The sequence below is a fragment of the Thermosynechococcus sp. PKX95 genome (genome assembly GCF_031583295.1).
Lineage (GTDB): Bacteria > Cyanobacteriota > Cyanobacteriia > Thermosynechococcales > Thermosynechococcaceae > Thermosynechococcus.
Map to the genome: position 1 here is coordinate 1,180,060 of NZ_CP134171.1, position 14,383 is coordinate 1,194,442.

Consider the following 14,383-nt stretch of genomic DNA (forward strand, 5'->3'; position numbering starts at 1 on the left):
CAGTCCTCTATTCAAAATGATAATCGGGACATTGAATGGCGGCTTCCGTTGCTGCCCAATCGGGATGTAGTGAACACTTGAGGCGATAGTCTCCTGAAAAGAAACGACAGCGAGAACAGGGAATTTGATGTAAGCGGCGGGCGATCGCCAGCCCTTCTTGGGTGAATTGCCACACATTCCACGCCATGATTGCCAGCAGCAGCCAAGCAACACAAAAACAAATTGGTACTAGTAATGGCTCTACGGTATGTAAAAAAGATGACAACCAAACAACCATAGGCTGCAACAGAAGAAGAAATGAGAATGATGTGGGCGACTGCTAGCCTTTAATTATTTCCTACGACAATTTTACCACTTGGCTATACAGGTATGAAGATTTCGTAGGATTTGGCAGTTCTTTGCAACAGTTCTCATCGTTATCTTAGCGTTACCGCCTTTTTCTAAAATATGGACTACCTACAGTGCAAAATTGCCCCTGCCCTTGGCAGTTCCTCGGCATATACTAAATTTGAGTGGGGGAGTGCCCCTACAGCAATTACAGCGGAAACACGTATGGGGATTCAAGAGATTGTTGAACAAGCACTGCGCAATGGTTATCTCACACCAACGCAGGAGGCAGAAGTCGGACGCATTTGCGACAAAGCCACCGAACTCTCCGTGGAAGACTATATGGCGTTGGATCGCCTTATGGGTGCTCTCTTGACGGGGCAAGTGGTGGCGGTTCCCCGCAAGCAATTTATCAACGTTATGGAAGAATTGGTGCTCACCGAGGCAATTACCCGCATTGCCGCCATTGAAGCAGAGCAAGAATGCGCCCTTGATTTGGGAGATATTGCCGCCTACGCCCTCAACCGCCTTCCCCCGCTCTACGCCACAACCGAAGAGGGCGCACAGTATCAACGCCAGCGGGCTGAAGAGGAACTCATGGATCTGATTCGCGCCCAAGTCCAAGAGGCCATTAACCGCAGCATGGCACGGCCACAATTTCATCCGGAGCGATCGGCCATCGGCAAAACCTCCGGCAAAGAGGTCTTTTCCCAAGTCAGTTCTCTGCTGCAAGCCTACGCCAATGACTATGAGCGTCCCAAGGGAGAGTCAGCACAGTGAAAATTTGGCTGTACGATACCACCCTGCGTGATGGTGCCCAGCGGGAAGGTCTCTCCCTCTCCCTCGAAGATAAACTGCGGATTGCTCGTCAACTGGATCGCCTAGGGATTCCTTTTATTGAGGGGGGCTGGCCGGGCGCCAATCCCAAGGACGTACAGTTTTTTTGGCAGTTGCAGGAAACGCCCCTCCAACAGGCAGAAATCGTTGCTTTTTGTGCTACTCGTCGCCCCGGCCGCAAGGCCGCAGAAGAGCCAATGTTTGAGCCGATTCTAGCGGCCGGTACCCGTTGGGTGACACTCTTTGGCAAATCTTGGGATCTGCATGTCACCGACGGCCTCAAGACCACCTTGGCCGAAAACTGCGCCATGATTGCCGATTCCATTCAGTTCTTGAAATCCCATGGGCGACGGGTGATCTACGATGCCGAGCATTGGTTTGACGGTTACTTTGCCAACCCCGACTATGCGCTACAAACTCTTGAAACCGCTTTAGCGGCGGGTGCCGATTGGTTAGTTCTCTGCGATACCAATGGCGGTTGTTTGCCCCATCAAATTCAGGCAGTGGTCGCCGAGGTGGTGGCGCATTTTGGTGCCTTGGACTGCTTGGGCATTCACACCCACAACGATGCTGGCACAGCCGTAGCCAATGCCCTTGCGGCGGTTCAAGCGGGGGTGCAAATGGTGCAGGGAACGATCAATGGCTATGGCGAACGCTGCGGCAATGCCAATCTGTGCACCCTGATTCCCAATCTGCAATTGAAACTGGGCTATGACTGTGTCACCCCAGAGCAGTTGGCAACCCTCACAGAAGTGAGCCGCCACGTGAGTGAAATTGTCAACCTTGCCCCCGATGATCACGCGCCCTACGTGGGGCTGTCGGCCTTTGCCCATAAGGGGGGAATTCACGTCAGTGCCGTGCAGCGCAACCCCCGTACCTACGAGCATATTGAGCCGCATTGGGTGGGCAATCAACGGCGCATTATTATTTCTGAGCAGGCGGGCATCAGCAATATTTTGGCGAAAACCAGTGAACTTGGCTTTGAGTTGGATCGGCAGCATCCCCTGAGTCGGACAATTTTGGAGCGGATTAAGCATCTCGAAAGCGAAGGCTATCAATTTGAAGCGGCGGAAGCGAGTTTTGAACTCCTGATTCAGGAGGTTCTAGGGCAACGCCAGCGACCCTTTACCCTCAAGGGCTTTGATGTCTTTTGCCGCACCGATTCACGTCAACTGGAGGCCACGATTCGCAGCCAGTCTCTGGCCACGGTCAAAGTTGAAGTCAATGGGGAGGAGATGCTCACGGCGGCAGAGGGCAATGGTCCTGTCTCAGCATTAGATCAGGCGCTGCGCAAGGCCTTGATGTCCTTCTATCCAGAGATTGCCGAGTTTCACCTCACGGACTACAAGGTGCGGATTTTAGATGGCCATGCCGGCACGGCAGCCAAAACACGGGTGCTGGTGGAATCCAGTAATGGGCGCGATCGCTGGGCAACAGTGGGTGTCTCTGCCAATATCATTGAAGCCTCCTACCAAGCGGTTGCCGAAGCCCTCGAATATGGCCTACAGCGCACTCGGCGATCCCAACCGTCCCCTTTGGTGGCCTCCTGAAGCCTCTTAGACCTTGGCAAAATCCGCTAAGATCAAAACTGCTGTTTAGGTTGCATCACTGCCAAGGAGCCGCGTGTGCTCAGCACCCTCAAAGCAGATTTCCAAATTATCTTTGAGCGGGATCCCGCTGCCCGCAATTGGTTAGAGGTTGTTTTTTGCTATCCCGGACTTCAGGCCATTGTTCTCCATCGGTTGAGCCACTGGCTTTGGCGGCGGGGTATTCCCTTTATCCCCCGCTTTATTTCTCACATTGCTCGCCTGCTGACGGGGATTGAAATTCACCCCGGCGCCACGATTGGCAAGGGCGTTTTCATTGATCACGGCATGGGGGTCGTCATTGGCGAGACTGCGATTGTGGGCAATTACTGTTTGATTTATCAGGGAGTGACCCTCGGCGGTACCGGTAAAGAAACGGGAAAGCGGCACCCTACCCTCGGTGAAAATGTGGTTGTCGGTGCTGGGGCAAAGGTGTTGGGCAACCTCACGATTGGGGACAATGTGCGCATTGGCGCGGGGTCTGTGGTGCTGCGGGATGTGCCCTCGGATTGTACCGTGGTGGGGATTCCCGGGCGAATTGTCTATCGTGCAGGTGCCAAAATTGCCCCCTTGGAACACGGTCAACTGCCAGACTCTGAGGCCGAAGCAATTCGCTATCTCTTGGATCGCATTGAACTCCTAGAGAAACAGGTGCAAACACTGCAACAGCAGGAAAAGGTGCCTGCTCTGGCGCAAGGACATTTGCAAGCCTCCCAAGGTCAAGCCTGCCGCCTCAGCGATCGCCCCATTGAGGAGTTTCTCAACGGCTCTGGCATCTAGGCTGGCCGCATATAACACAGGCCACAGAGTCCCCAGCGCTGCAATTCTTTGATGGGTGTAGGGCACTGACAGCGGGGGCAGAGGGGATAGTCTCGCGATCGCTGACGCACTTGGGCTTGCCATCGTTGAAAAGCCTCTTGGGGAGTGGCGGCAGGTGTCACATTGGGAAGATGCCCGACTTTCGGTAAGGCCTCATGGCTAGCGATCGCCGAGCGTTGGGGGTGCCAGTCCCGATTGGAAAAGCGAATATCGCTGAGGACAATGCCAAGGGTCTGCTGAATTTTGACCATGAGGGGCGATCGCGAGAACATCAGATGGTGCGCCCAAGTACTACTGGCAACGGCCACATGCAAAACCCCTTGACTGGTGAGTTCCACAGGAACAGCGTGCTCAGCGACGACCGCCCCCACGAGCTGCGGCCACTGCTCCAAGAGACGCAAGAACCGCTGCGGCTGCTGCCATTCAGGAGCCTGCTGCCATTGCTGAAGTACCGTGGCCAGTGGGACATAGGCCATCGTGGACTATTCCCGACTATTCGTGATCGTATTCCTCTTGCTTCTGCCGCTGCTCAAGGCGAATCGGTTGTTGCTCTTCCCAAGGATCGGCAGTGGGTTCCGATTCCGGCAGTTCTACGGGCATGGCTTGAGCTGGAGGTTTAACTTGACGCGAGCGGGGACGCTCTTCATACTCATACTCCTCCTCATACTCCACATACTCGGGCTGGCGACGCCGACGCCGGGGAGCGGTTTCCCAATCGGCTTCGTAATCACTGCGGCTGCGTTGGGGGGGATAGACGGGCGATCGCGCTCCGGAGGGCAATTGATTACTGCTCGGCGTAACGGGCTGATAGTACTCGTCCTCGTCGCTTTCCCAAGGGGGTGCCCCCAAGCCGACCCGTTCTAAGAGACCCACTGTTAATTGCCGCAGGCGGGTTTCTGCCCCTTCAAAGACAATAATGCGATCAGGGCCGGTGCTGACAATTTCCTCAATGGGCAACTCGTAGGTGCTAATCAGTTGCGCCGGAATCCAAGGCAAGCCAATGGAAGCTAAAATCAAATCCGTAATGTCGCCCGTTTCAGGATCAAACTTAAAGCCCCGTACCTTACCCAGCACTTCGCCGGTTTCGGTGACAATCTCACTATCAATCAGTGTGCTGTAGTTGTAGGTATTGAGAGCTTCGGTGACATCATCATCGTGCTCAACGAGAATGACATCGCCAATTTGGCGAATACTGTCGAGAAGAATGTAGCGTTGCTCCCCTGTAAAGAGGGTATTGCGTACCCCCAAGGCCACCACTTGCCGCTGGTCAATATCGACCCAAACTTGATTAATGACGCCTAACTTCCGACCAGTATCACGGGTAATTATCTGTGTACCGATCAAATCTGCCCGTTGCAGCAATTGCGCCGATATGGTCATGCCTTTGTGTATCCCAATGAATCTTAGTAATACTATAGCGGCGAATACCAATGGTACGCCAAAGGCGATCGCAGGAGTGATAAATTGCCCCGTGCAATCGGTGCTTCTAGGCTAGCGCATTTTTGCCACACTGCTGAGTGGGGTGAGTCTATTCCCCTAGGATGGACTGGGTCAGTGCCATCACAGGCTGCATTAACGGTGTTTCCTCACCCGAGAGCACTTGATTGACCGCTTGGGGCAGGACTTGGTACGTTACTTGTGCCACCTTCTCATCCTTGAAGGCCTTAATGATCGTGCGGTACCACAGCAAGAAGCCATCCCGCAGGGCATCCAAATCGGCAAATAACATCGCCGCTGCCGCTAGGCGTAGTACATGCTTGCGATCGCGCCGACACACGGCGGAATAGTCGTGATTGCCCTTACGGAAAATATGGGGACTTTTGGCGCGCAGTTGCTGCTCCACCTGATCTAGGATTTTCTCTTCAGCATCGCGGATTTTTTCGTAGGCACGAATGCGCTGCTCCGCTGCTGCTAGATAATTTCTGAGAAATTCCAGTTCCTTGGCACTGGCATAGCGGCCATCGGCCTCAAGGCTGAGTTTTTCTAGTTGACGCAGCATCAGTCCCACCCCACAACAACTCTATTCTGACAAAATTGAACTGCCGAGGGCAAGGACAGGCTGCATCACCCGTTGTTCTTCGGGCGTGAGCAGTTGCTTTATCATATTCGGCAGGTACTTGCCATAGGTGGAGGAGGCAGTTGCTTCGTAGTTAAAGGATTTGACAATGGTGCGGTACCAAAGTAAGAAATTATCCCGCAGCAAGTCCAACTCCGCAAAAAGCATGGCCGAGGCACACAGACGAATGGTATCCACTAAATCACGACGGCAAATTTCTGAGCGATCGCCATTGATGAAATGGAAGCAGCGGGGATTTTCTGCCTTTTGCATGGATTGAATTTTATCCGCCATCATTTCCGCCTCAGTGCGGATTTTTTCGTAGGCACTGATGCGACTCTCCACCGAGGCCAAGTACTCCCGCAGAAAATCTAATTCCTCGGCCCGGGCATAGCGACCATCGGCAACAACAGTTAAGTGATTCAACTGACGGAACATAGGGCAACCCTCGCTAGAAAATAAATGAACACACTCGCTTGTGGCTTATCGTTTCACCAACTCCCCTTGGCGCAGGCGTTTTTCAATATCCCGTGCCGTAGCCCCTTCGTTTTGCCAGAAGGCAGCAGCATCAATGCGATCCTGTTTACCAACGAGAAACTTACAGTAGGTTTCCCCCATGGCATAGCACTGCAACTCGATACAACTCAGGGGCTTTTGAATCAATCCCGTAAAGAAGCCCGCAAACAGACCAGCATAGATGTAGCAGACGGGCTTACCCACATCCCCAAGGGTGCGCGCCACCACGGAGTCAAAGATATTGATGAACATAAAACCATTCTTTTGCTCCGTGAGATCCACTTCCCAGTTGCCCCAGCCTAGGGTTGTCAAAGGCCACCACCAAGCCTCGAGAATAAATGTCAAGGCGGCCTTGCGTAGTTCGCGCTGGTACTCCTGCTCAAAGTGTTGCTTAAAGACAACCGCATCGCGTTTGCCCCACTCTTCGCCAATTTTGTACATGACGAGGGCAGAGGCAGGGCCAACTTCCTCTTCGAGACCTTCCACTAGGCCAATGACAAAGTCTTCTGTCGCTAGAGCGATCCGCTGATCATACCAGTCGGTAATGCTGCCCCGTTGGCGATCAAATTGCAGATAGTCCCGCAAGCTATAGTGATTGGTGCGCATCGGATGAGTTTGGTGTAACTGATGCTGATAGTCCTGAGCACGGGTCATAGCATTGGCACTCCCAGCAGGTCGAGACGGCGTGACAGAAACCATAGATCAGCGAATTGCCCCCTATTGTGCTTGAACGTTAGGTACTGAGCAGCCACACTTTTTAGGCTAAAAGATTTTTCAGGGTCGTGGCTCCGCACTCCCACTGATTTTTTGTCTAACGACACATTTCTATAAGTTCTGTTTCATTGATGCAGGGGATGCCCAATTCTTGAGCGCGTCGCAGTTTACTCCCCGCTTTTTCGCCCACCACTAGATAATCCGTTTGCCGACTGACACTCTCACTCACTTGACCGCCATATTGCTGGATCAGCGTTTTGGCTGCTTCACGGGTGAGGCTGGGCAGGGTGCCTGTAATCACAAAACGTTTGCCCGCAAGGGATTGTCCAGTCGTTGGTGCAGTGGCGATCGCCGCCGCCAGTTGTAGCCCCAAGGCTTTGAGATCAGCAATGAGGGTTTGGTGCGCTGGGTCTTGGAACCACTCGTGAACCGCTTGGGCAATTTCCTGACCAATGCCATAGACCCCACACAGATCGGCGACGGTAGCAGCGGCCAGCTCCTCAACAGACTTGAATTGATCGGCAAGCACTTGGGCATTGACACTCCCCACATGGCGGATGCCTAGGCCATAGAGCACCCGTGGCCACGGTTGTTCTTTCGAGTCGGCGATCGCCTGCAACAATTTAGCAGCGGACTTTTGACCCATGCGCTCGAGGCGCAACAGTTGTGCTGCCGTCAGGCGATAGAGATCCGCCGGAGTGTGCACCAACTCCTTGGCCACCAATTGCTGTACTAGCTTTTCCCCTAACCCTTGAATATCCAAGGCATCCCGACTTGCCCAGTGGAGGATTTGGCCGCGCACGATCGCCGGACACCGCGGATTGACACAGCGACTCACCGCTTCGTTGGCAGGGCGCACCACCGGCTGATGACATTCAGGACACACGGTGGGCATCGTAAAGGGTTGAGCCGTTGGCGATCGCAATTCGGGAAAGACCCGCACAATCTCTGGAATGATTTCGCCGGCTTTGTGGATCACCACCTTATCGCCAATGTGCAAATCCAATTCGGCAATGTAGTCTGCATTGTGCAGCGTTGCCCGTGATACCGTGGTACCCGCTAATTGCACTGGCACCAGTTCAGCGACTGGGGTGAGCGCACCCGTGCGTCCCACTTGAATGGTAATGGCCACCACATCAGTAATGGCCTGCTCTGGTTCGTACTTCCAAGCAACACAGCCGCGGGGAAACTTTTGCGTAAACCCAAGGGTCTGTTGCAGCGTTAAATCATTGAGCTTGACCACAATGCCATCGGTCAGATAAGGCAGTTGGTGGCGGGCGGTTTGCCAGTGGTCGTAGTAGGCTTTCACCGCCTCTAGGTCAGGGCAGTCGGCATTGTGGGGATTGACCCGAAAGCCAAGGCGTTGCAGCGCATTGAGCACTTGCCGCTGCGATTGGGGTTCCCCTGCTTGGTTCTCATCCCAAGGAACGCTACCCCCTTCAGGTAAATGCAGCGCATAGGCAAAGAAGTCCAGTTGGCGTTGGGCAACAATGCGCGGATCCAGTTGACGGAGAGTACCAGCGGCGGCATTACGGGGATTAGCAAAGGGAGCTTCTCCTTGGGCTTGGCGTTCTTGGTTGAGTTGATGGAATCGCGCCAAAGGCAAAAAAGCTTCCCCACGAACTTCAACGATTGGTGGTGGGTTCTCGATAGCTAGCCGCAGGGGAATGGTGCGAATCGTGCGCACATTGCTGGTAATATCCTCACCGCGTTGGCCATCGCCCCGAGTTGCCCCCCGCACCAATAACCCGTTTTCATAGGTCAAAGCAAGGGCCACGCCATCCATTTTGAGTTCGCAGACATATTCCGTCGGGGGAATTGGCTCCTCTCGCCGTAGGCTACGCCAATAGCGCTGCCAGCGTTCCTGCCACGCCACCATATCGGCAAAGGTAAAGGCATTTTCGAGGCTATAGAGGGGAATGCGATGGCTGACACTCTCAAATTGACTGACGGGAGCTTCGCCGACCCGCTGGGTAGGGCTGTCGGGGGTGATGTACTCAGGATGAGCCGCTTCGAGTTCCTGCAGTTCGCGATAGAGCTGGTCATAGACTTCATCTTCCATGATCGGCTGATCGAGGGCATAGTAGGCGTAGCTCGCCCGCTGGAGCAGGTGCCGCAGTTGTTGAATCCGTTCGGCTGCTGTCGTCATCGGGGGTTCCTTCGAGACCATTTGCCCCAGGGATTTGGACTATTCTTGACTATTCTTGGGGCGTGGTTTGGCCACATGGGGCAGTCCCCAGCCCAGTTTTTGCCGCAGCACATGGAAGAATTCTGGCGCACGCAGGCGAATGAAGCGGGCACGGTAGGGGGCACGTTGTACAAAAACTTGATCCTCCGGCTGAATGTAGCAGCCCGCATTGCCATCCACCACCAGAATGAGATGCTTGAAGGGGTTCGCCGGATAGATCCACACTGGTTCGCTGTTGGCAAAGACAAGGGCACGGGAGGCTAAAGAGTGGGGACAAATGGGCACCAATTGTAAAGCCGCCACACCGGGGGTAATCACAGGGCCACCCGCCGAGAGGGCATAGGCCGTAGAACCGGTGGGGGTGGAGAGAATCAAGCCATCAGCAGCAATATCCACGCGGGCATGGGCACCCACATCCACTTCAAAGTGGCACATTCCTGTCAGGGGTTCTTTGTGGATCACCATTTCATTGAGGGAGAGGGCTTCCCAAATAACGGTTTGATCGCGCAGGACTTGAACCGTGAGCATCGTGCGATCTTCAATCGTGTAGTCGCCGCGCAGCACTTGATCAAGGGCAGGTTCTAAATCGGCGACATAGCCCTCGGTGAGAAAGCCCAAGTGGCCGGTGTTGATGGTGAGCAGCGGAATCTCACAGGGAGCCAACTGGCGAAAGGCAGAAAGCACAGTGCCATCGCCGCCAAGAACAACCGCAAAGGCCATGGAAGCATCAAAGCCGGGGGGCACCAGTTGATCAATGGGGGTATGGCAGACGGGACTATCGGGACGGGAATAGCCAAGAATGCCACCAATCCCCGTGGCCATGTGCACTTCCCAGCCCTGAAGCTCTAAGATTTGACGGACATGGGTAGCCAATTCGACCGCAAGGGGTTTGCCTTCGTTGTAGATGATCCCCGCCTTCACAGCAACTCCTAGGGGGTGGACTTAAAGGGACTGCGTTTTTTGCGTCCAGATTTTTTCTGTTTGGCTTTTTCGTAATCCAATTCTTTGAGTTTACGCAGAATTCGGGTGAAATAGTCCTGTAAATAGGCCTCAAGGGTCAGGGTTTCGCTGGGATCGAGGTCAAAGGTGCGATAGACTTCCTCCATCGGGGCATTGAAGACTTGACCACTGGCAATCACTTCCGTAAAGGCAAGGCGATCGCTAATGTTCCATGTCCACTGAAACCACTGGGTGGCCTGCCGTGCGGCTCGCAAAACCCCAATGGGCAAGCGAGTAATTTTTGCCTCCTGCCCTGAGAGATTTTCACATAGCTTAATAATTTCATCGGCTGTCCAAGCGCGGGTGCCCGCTAGATCAAAGGTTTTGCCATAGGTGGCAGGCCGATCAATGGCACGCACGGCAAATTTGGCCACGTCCTGAGTATCCATGTAGGCAATGGCGGTGGACTCTCCCAAAACCCAAATGGATTGATTTTCCAGAATCGGGATCGCATATTGGCCAATCAAGCCCTGAAAGAAGCCACAGGGACGCAGGATCGTGTAGTTTAGCCCTGATTCGCGCAAGAAGTCTTCGGTACAGTGTTTGATTTGCATCAGGGGCACGTGGGGATAGTCCTGCGCTCCCATAATCGAGAAAAAGATCAGGTGCTCAATATCAGCAGCTTGGGCAGCCTGAATCAAGTTGACTTTGCCTTGCCAATCCACTGCTTCGATGGTTAGGGTATCGGTGGGGCGAGTGGCAGAGGCATCAATGACCACTGAGGCCTTGGCGTACTGCAATGCCTCAAGAATACTGTCAGCAGCACAGAGGTTTCCCTGCAGAATGGTGGCGCCCCATTCCCGCAGAAACGTGGCTTTGGCTGGACTGCGGACAAAACAATAGACCTGATGTCCTTCATCTAAAGCGCGGCGCACAATTTGCCGCCCTAGGGTACCCGTACCGCCAACAATAAAAACGTTCATGAAAAACTCTAGTCATAAATCTTAACTTTTGTAATACTTTATCAGAATTCCCGACACGGGCGATCGCGCAGCGTGTTCTACGGACAATCGCGGGGATCATCTTGAGCAAACGCAGACGGATTAAGTGGCAAAGTCTTCACAGTGGAGCGTTTCCCATGTTTTGCGCCCCGTCACGGGATTAGTGCCACTGGCAACGTTGCAGAGCTTGCGTTGGGCGTCTTCCCGCAGTTCCACATCGGTAAAGTCAGCACCGGTGATAATGGCATCGTCAAAGTTGGTATTAAAGGCAAAGGCACCTTCAAGGATGGCATTGGTGAGATTGGCCTTGGTCAGCCGTGCGGTGTCCAATGTGGCGTAGCGTAAATCGGCACCTTCAAGGTTAGCCGTTTCCATGTTGGCACCAAAGAAGCTTACCCCCTGAAGATTGGTGTGGCTGAGGTTACTGTGGAAGAGGTTGGCTTTTGTGAATTCCGACCCCCGCAGATCCCGCCCGGAAAAATCCATATTGATCAGGGCTTCTTTCGTGTAATCTTCGGCGATCGCTCCCGTGGGGGTGAGCAGAATCCACAGGATGGCCAATAGCAATGCTACACACCAGCGCCAGTAACGGCTAATGGTTGTCGTGACAGCCGAGGATGAGAGTAGCATAGGCAACACTAGAGTTAATGTGAAGTGTCTATTGTTCAGATTATCAGCAGCATGGAGATTTCTGAGGCCGAGTGGGTACGCGATATCTTTATTGATGATGGCTATGCCGAAGGCTACTTTCTCATGGGGGAAGGCGATCACCTAGAGTGGTACACCAGCCGCCAGCGGGCATTGATTCCCCTCGATGAGCGGTTTTGCTATCCGAAGTCTTTGCAGCGAGTGCTCAATCAAAATCGCTTTCAAGTTGCGATTAACCGGGACTTTGCTGCTGTGGTTGAGGGGTGTGCCGATCGCCCGAGTACATGGATAACACCCCGTCTTAAGGACGTGTACCATCTGCTTTACGCCACAGGTTGGGCAGTAAGTTTTGAAACGTGGCAGGGCGATGAACTGGCAGGGGGCATTCTCGGTATTGTGATTGGCGGCGCATTTATCGGCGAGTCCATGTTCTATCGCATCCCCGACGGCTCGAAAGTGGCGATGGTGAAACTGGTGGAGCATCTGCGGCGTCGCGGCTTTCTGCTGTTTGATGCCCAACTGCAAAATCCCCATCTTGAGCGCTTTGGGGCATATGTTGTCAGCGATCGCGAGTATCGGCAGTTATTGGCACAGGCAATTCGTCAACCCTGTCAATTTCTCTAATGCTCTCAGACCAGTGCCTGCGTCAATTATCTATCAAAAACAATTAATCTATTCTTAAACCAAACTTAGTCATAAATTAGTCATCAATACACACATTATTGAGAATGTTTTTGAGCAGAAAAGCTATACTGTGATTCAAGACGCACTCCCTTCAAAAAAATGATGACTTTGCGCTGGCGAAACCGCCCTTTGTTGCCGCTCCTTTCTGTGGTGGCCGGTTTGATGTTGACGCTGGCGCCGTCGCCGATTCAAGCCTATGTGCGCTTCCCTGATTTACCCGATACCTACGTCAACGATCTAGTGAAGGTGTTAGAGGATCCTCAGCGGGAACAGGTTCGCTCCGAACTTCAAGCGTTTCATCAACGCACGAATCAGCAAGTCCTACTGGTAACGATTCCTTCCTATCGCGATTACAGCAACCAACACTCAAGTTTTGAAGCCTTTGCCACGGATTTATTTAACCATCGGGGCGTGGGTAGCCGTTGGCGCAATGATGGCGTGATGATGTTGGTTGCCCCTGGCGATCGCAAGGTGCGGATTGAATTGGGCAGTGCCTATGGCAGTGGTTGGAACCCACGCATGCAAACCGTGATTGATCGCTATATGCTGCCGGACTTTCGCCGGGGCCAGATGGCGCAGGGCATCATGAATGGGGTGCGTGCTCTGCTCAATGAACTGGGGACCAATCAGTTGACCACCTCCAGTAGCTCTGTCCCCTCAACTTACACCAGCACTGCCGGCGGGGACATTATTACGGGCATCTTCATCATTGTTGGTCTGATCATTCTTATTCCTTCCAGCATCATTTCTGCGATCGTCAAGTTTATTTTCAATAGTTCCTCCAGCTATGACGACAGTTACTCGAGCCGCAGTGATGATGAGGGTGGGCATTCCTCAGGTGGGGGGGCTTCGGGCAGTTGGTAACTGGATTCACCCCTACTAGAATTGAAGGCCAAAATGCTAAAATAGCGTCGTTCCGTAGCATATGAGACACGCTCTTGACGCAGGCGACGAATCTTCCGGGCATTGATTCCCCCCAAATTGATGAGTTTTTGCAGGAATTAGCGACAATCCAAGACTCTGGTCCGAAGCGGATTGCGCTCCTTGGCTCGCGTCACGTCCCGATTACGCATCAGCACCTCATTGAAATGATGAGCTATGCCCTCGTGCTGGCGGGTAACCGCTTGATGACCTCAGGTGCGGTGGGAACCAATGCAGCGGCAATTCGGGGAGCCATGCGGGCAGACCCCAATTTGCTAACGGTGATCTTGCCCCAAAGTCTTGAGCGCCAGCCTCGCGAGTCCCGCCAACAACTGGATAAGGTGATGCACTTGGTGGAGAAGCCCGAAAACGATCACCTGCCCCTCGCAGAAGCCAGTTCCCTCTGCAATCAGGAAATTATTTCCCGCTGCCAGCAACTGATTTGTTTTGCTTTTCACGATAGCCACACACTGCTGCAAACCTGTGAACTGGCGGAAGAGCAGCATAAGGTGGTGACGCTCTTTTACTTTGATTAACCGCGGACGGTTTTCCCCACCTAGGGCCATTGAGTCCCTATGCCAGAATAGGAGCAGGATTCAAGGTTGATACGCCATGAGCGGCTTCTACAACTGGTATCGGAATGTGTTGCGGCATCCTAAATATCGCTGGTTGATCATTGCCGCCAGCTTGATCTATTTGCTCAGTCCTCTGGATATTTCACCCGATCTAGTGCCGATCATCGGTCAATTGGATGATGTCACGGTCATGGTGATCCTTGCCAGTGAGCTAACGCAATTGCTGGTGGAGCGGATTAAAAGCCGGCGATCGCCCAACATCACCACCACGGTAGATGTGGAAGCAGAGCAAGTTTAGGGATTAATCCCGCGATCGCAAGTCACTGCCAACAGAGCGCAGCAGCCAGCGGTTTTGCACATAACTCAGGGCACCGTTAATGAGTGCGGCGGCCATCAAGATGCCAATCGCAGGCATAAAGAGGGGTTCCCAGAGGCTGATCCAGAGATCAAAGCCAAGGGGTAGCGCCAAGGAGCGCCCTACAAGGGCAACCACAAACCAGCCAAAGCTAGCCAAGACAAAGAAGGTATCCGCCACCAAGAGCCAATTGATCACGTCCCGCAGCCGTGCCATA

18 protein-coding genes are annotated in these 14,383 nt (G+C 53.4%); 7 read left to right on the top strand and 11 right to left on the bottom strand.

The genetic code is table 11. From position 1 onward, the window contains the following. Positions 1-7 precede the first annotated feature (7 nt). Positions 8-187 (bottom strand): hypothetical protein, encoded by a 180-nt coding sequence (locus tag RHH81_RS05525; RefSeq protein ID WP_302679063.1) that lies wholly within the window; start codon positions 185-187, stop codon positions 8-10. 365 nt (positions 188-552) lie between these two features. On the opposite strand from RHH81_RS05525, the gene RHH81_RS05530 reads away from it, so the two are divergent. The 3 genes from RHH81_RS05530 to cysE all read left to right on the top strand — a co-directional run bounded on the left by RHH81_RS05530 (position 553) and on the right by cysE (position 3,530). Next, positions 553-1,107, top strand: a complete 555-nt coding sequence (locus RHH81_RS05530) for a late competence development ComFB family protein (protein WP_206201625.1) — start codon at positions 553-555, stop codon at positions 1,105-1,107. Then, positions 1,104-2,714 (top strand): citramalate synthase, encoded by a 1,611-nt coding sequence (gene cimA / locus RHH81_RS05535; RefSeq protein ID WP_302676527.1) that lies wholly within the window; start codon positions 1,104-1,106, stop codon positions 2,712-2,714. The genes RHH81_RS05530 and cimA overlap by 4 nt, the downstream gene beginning before the upstream one ends. Before the next feature lie 75 nt (positions 2,715-2,789). Beyond that, a complete protein-coding gene (cysE, locus tag RHH81_RS05540; protein WP_149817618.1) occupies positions 2,790-3,530 on the top strand; it encodes a serine O-acetyltransferase in 741 nt (246 codons plus the stop codon). Here the strand turns inward: cysE and RHH81_RS05545 are convergent. From RHH81_RS05545 to RHH81_RS05585, 9 genes are all read right to left on the bottom strand, one after another. Further along, on the bottom strand, positions 3,527-4,045 hold the full coding sequence (locus RHH81_RS05545) for a DUF721 domain-containing protein (RefSeq protein WP_302679064.1): 519 nt from the start codon (positions 4,043-4,045) through the stop codon (positions 3,527-3,529). The two genes, cysE and RHH81_RS05545, sit on opposite strands and share 4 nt — an antisense overlap. A 16-nt stretch (positions 4,046-4,061) precedes the next feature. Continuing rightward, complete coding sequence (locus tag RHH81_RS05550; RefSeq protein WP_225901667.1) at positions 4,062-4,949, bottom strand: PRC-barrel domain-containing protein; 888 nt, start codon at positions 4,947-4,949, stop codon at positions 4,062-4,064. 148 nt (positions 4,950-5,097) lie between these two features. Beyond that, a complete protein-coding gene (locus tag RHH81_RS05555) occupies positions 5,098-5,568 on the bottom strand; it encodes an allophycocyanin (RefSeq protein ID WP_206201429.1) in 471 nt (156 codons plus the stop codon). 21 nt (positions 5,569-5,589) lie between these two features. Then, positions 5,590-6,063, bottom strand: a complete 474-nt coding sequence (locus RHH81_RS05560; RefSeq protein ID WP_302676524.1) for an allophycocyanin — start codon at positions 6,061-6,063, stop codon at positions 5,590-5,592. Positions 6,064-6,108: 45 nt separating this feature from the next. Next, on the bottom strand, positions 6,109-6,795 hold the full coding sequence (locus RHH81_RS05565; protein WP_206201431.1) for a V4R domain-containing protein: 687 nt from the start codon (positions 6,793-6,795) through the stop codon (positions 6,109-6,111). 157 nt (positions 6,796-6,952) lie between these two features. Then, complete coding sequence (gene ligA, locus RHH81_RS05570) at positions 6,953-9,025, bottom strand: NAD-dependent DNA ligase LigA (RefSeq protein WP_206201432.1); 2,073 nt, start codon at positions 9,023-9,025, stop codon at positions 6,953-6,955. 18 nt (positions 9,026-9,043) lie between these two features. Continuing rightward, positions 9,044-9,964, bottom strand: coding sequence for an NAD(+) kinase (locus RHH81_RS05575; protein WP_206201433.1), 921 nt, complete (start codon positions 9,962-9,964; stop codon positions 9,044-9,046). Between the two features lie 8 nt (positions 9,965-9,972). Beyond that, positions 9,973-10,965: an NAD(P)H-binding protein gene (locus tag RHH81_RS05580; protein ID WP_149817603.1), complete on the bottom strand. Its 993-nt coding sequence runs from the start codon at positions 10,963-10,965 to the stop codon at positions 9,973-9,975. Between the two features lie 120 nt (positions 10,966-11,085). After that, a complete protein-coding gene (locus RHH81_RS05585) occupies positions 11,086-11,613 on the bottom strand; it encodes a pentapeptide repeat-containing protein (RefSeq protein ID WP_310453436.1) in 528 nt (175 codons plus the stop codon). A 51-nt stretch (positions 11,614-11,664) separates the two neighbouring features. Here RHH81_RS05585 and aat point away from each other — a divergent pair, with 51 nt between their 5' ends. The 4 genes from aat to RHH81_RS05605 all read left to right on the top strand — a co-directional run bounded on the left by aat (position 11,665) and on the right by RHH81_RS05605 (position 14,109). Continuing rightward, a complete protein-coding gene (aat, locus tag RHH81_RS05590; RefSeq protein ID WP_310743499.1) occupies positions 11,665-12,255 on the top strand; it encodes a leucyl/phenylalanyl-tRNA--protein transferase in 591 nt (196 codons plus the stop codon). Between the two features lie 159 nt (positions 12,256-12,414). Next, positions 12,415-13,179 carry a YgcG family protein gene (locus RHH81_RS05595; protein WP_206201436.1) on the top strand — a complete coding sequence of 255 codons (765 nt, stop codon included), beginning with the start codon at positions 12,415-12,417 and terminating at the stop codon, positions 13,177-13,179. A 74-nt stretch (positions 13,180-13,253) separates the two neighbouring features. Then, positions 13,254-13,772, top strand: a complete 519-nt coding sequence (locus tag RHH81_RS05600) for a hypothetical protein (RefSeq protein ID WP_024125793.1) — start codon at positions 13,254-13,256, stop codon at positions 13,770-13,772. Between the two features lie 76 nt (positions 13,773-13,848). Further along, positions 13,849-14,109: a YkvA family protein gene (locus RHH81_RS05605; protein WP_206201437.1), complete on the top strand. Its 261-nt coding sequence runs from the start codon at positions 13,849-13,851 to the stop codon at positions 14,107-14,109. 3 nt (positions 14,110-14,112) lie between these two features. Here RHH81_RS05605 and RHH81_RS05610 read toward each other — a convergent pair whose 3' ends face one another. Continuing rightward, positions 14,113-14,382, bottom strand: coding sequence for a hypothetical protein (locus RHH81_RS05610; protein WP_206201438.1), 270 nt, complete (start codon positions 14,380-14,382; stop codon positions 14,113-14,115). Between the last annotated feature and the right edge of the window lies 1 nt (position 14,383).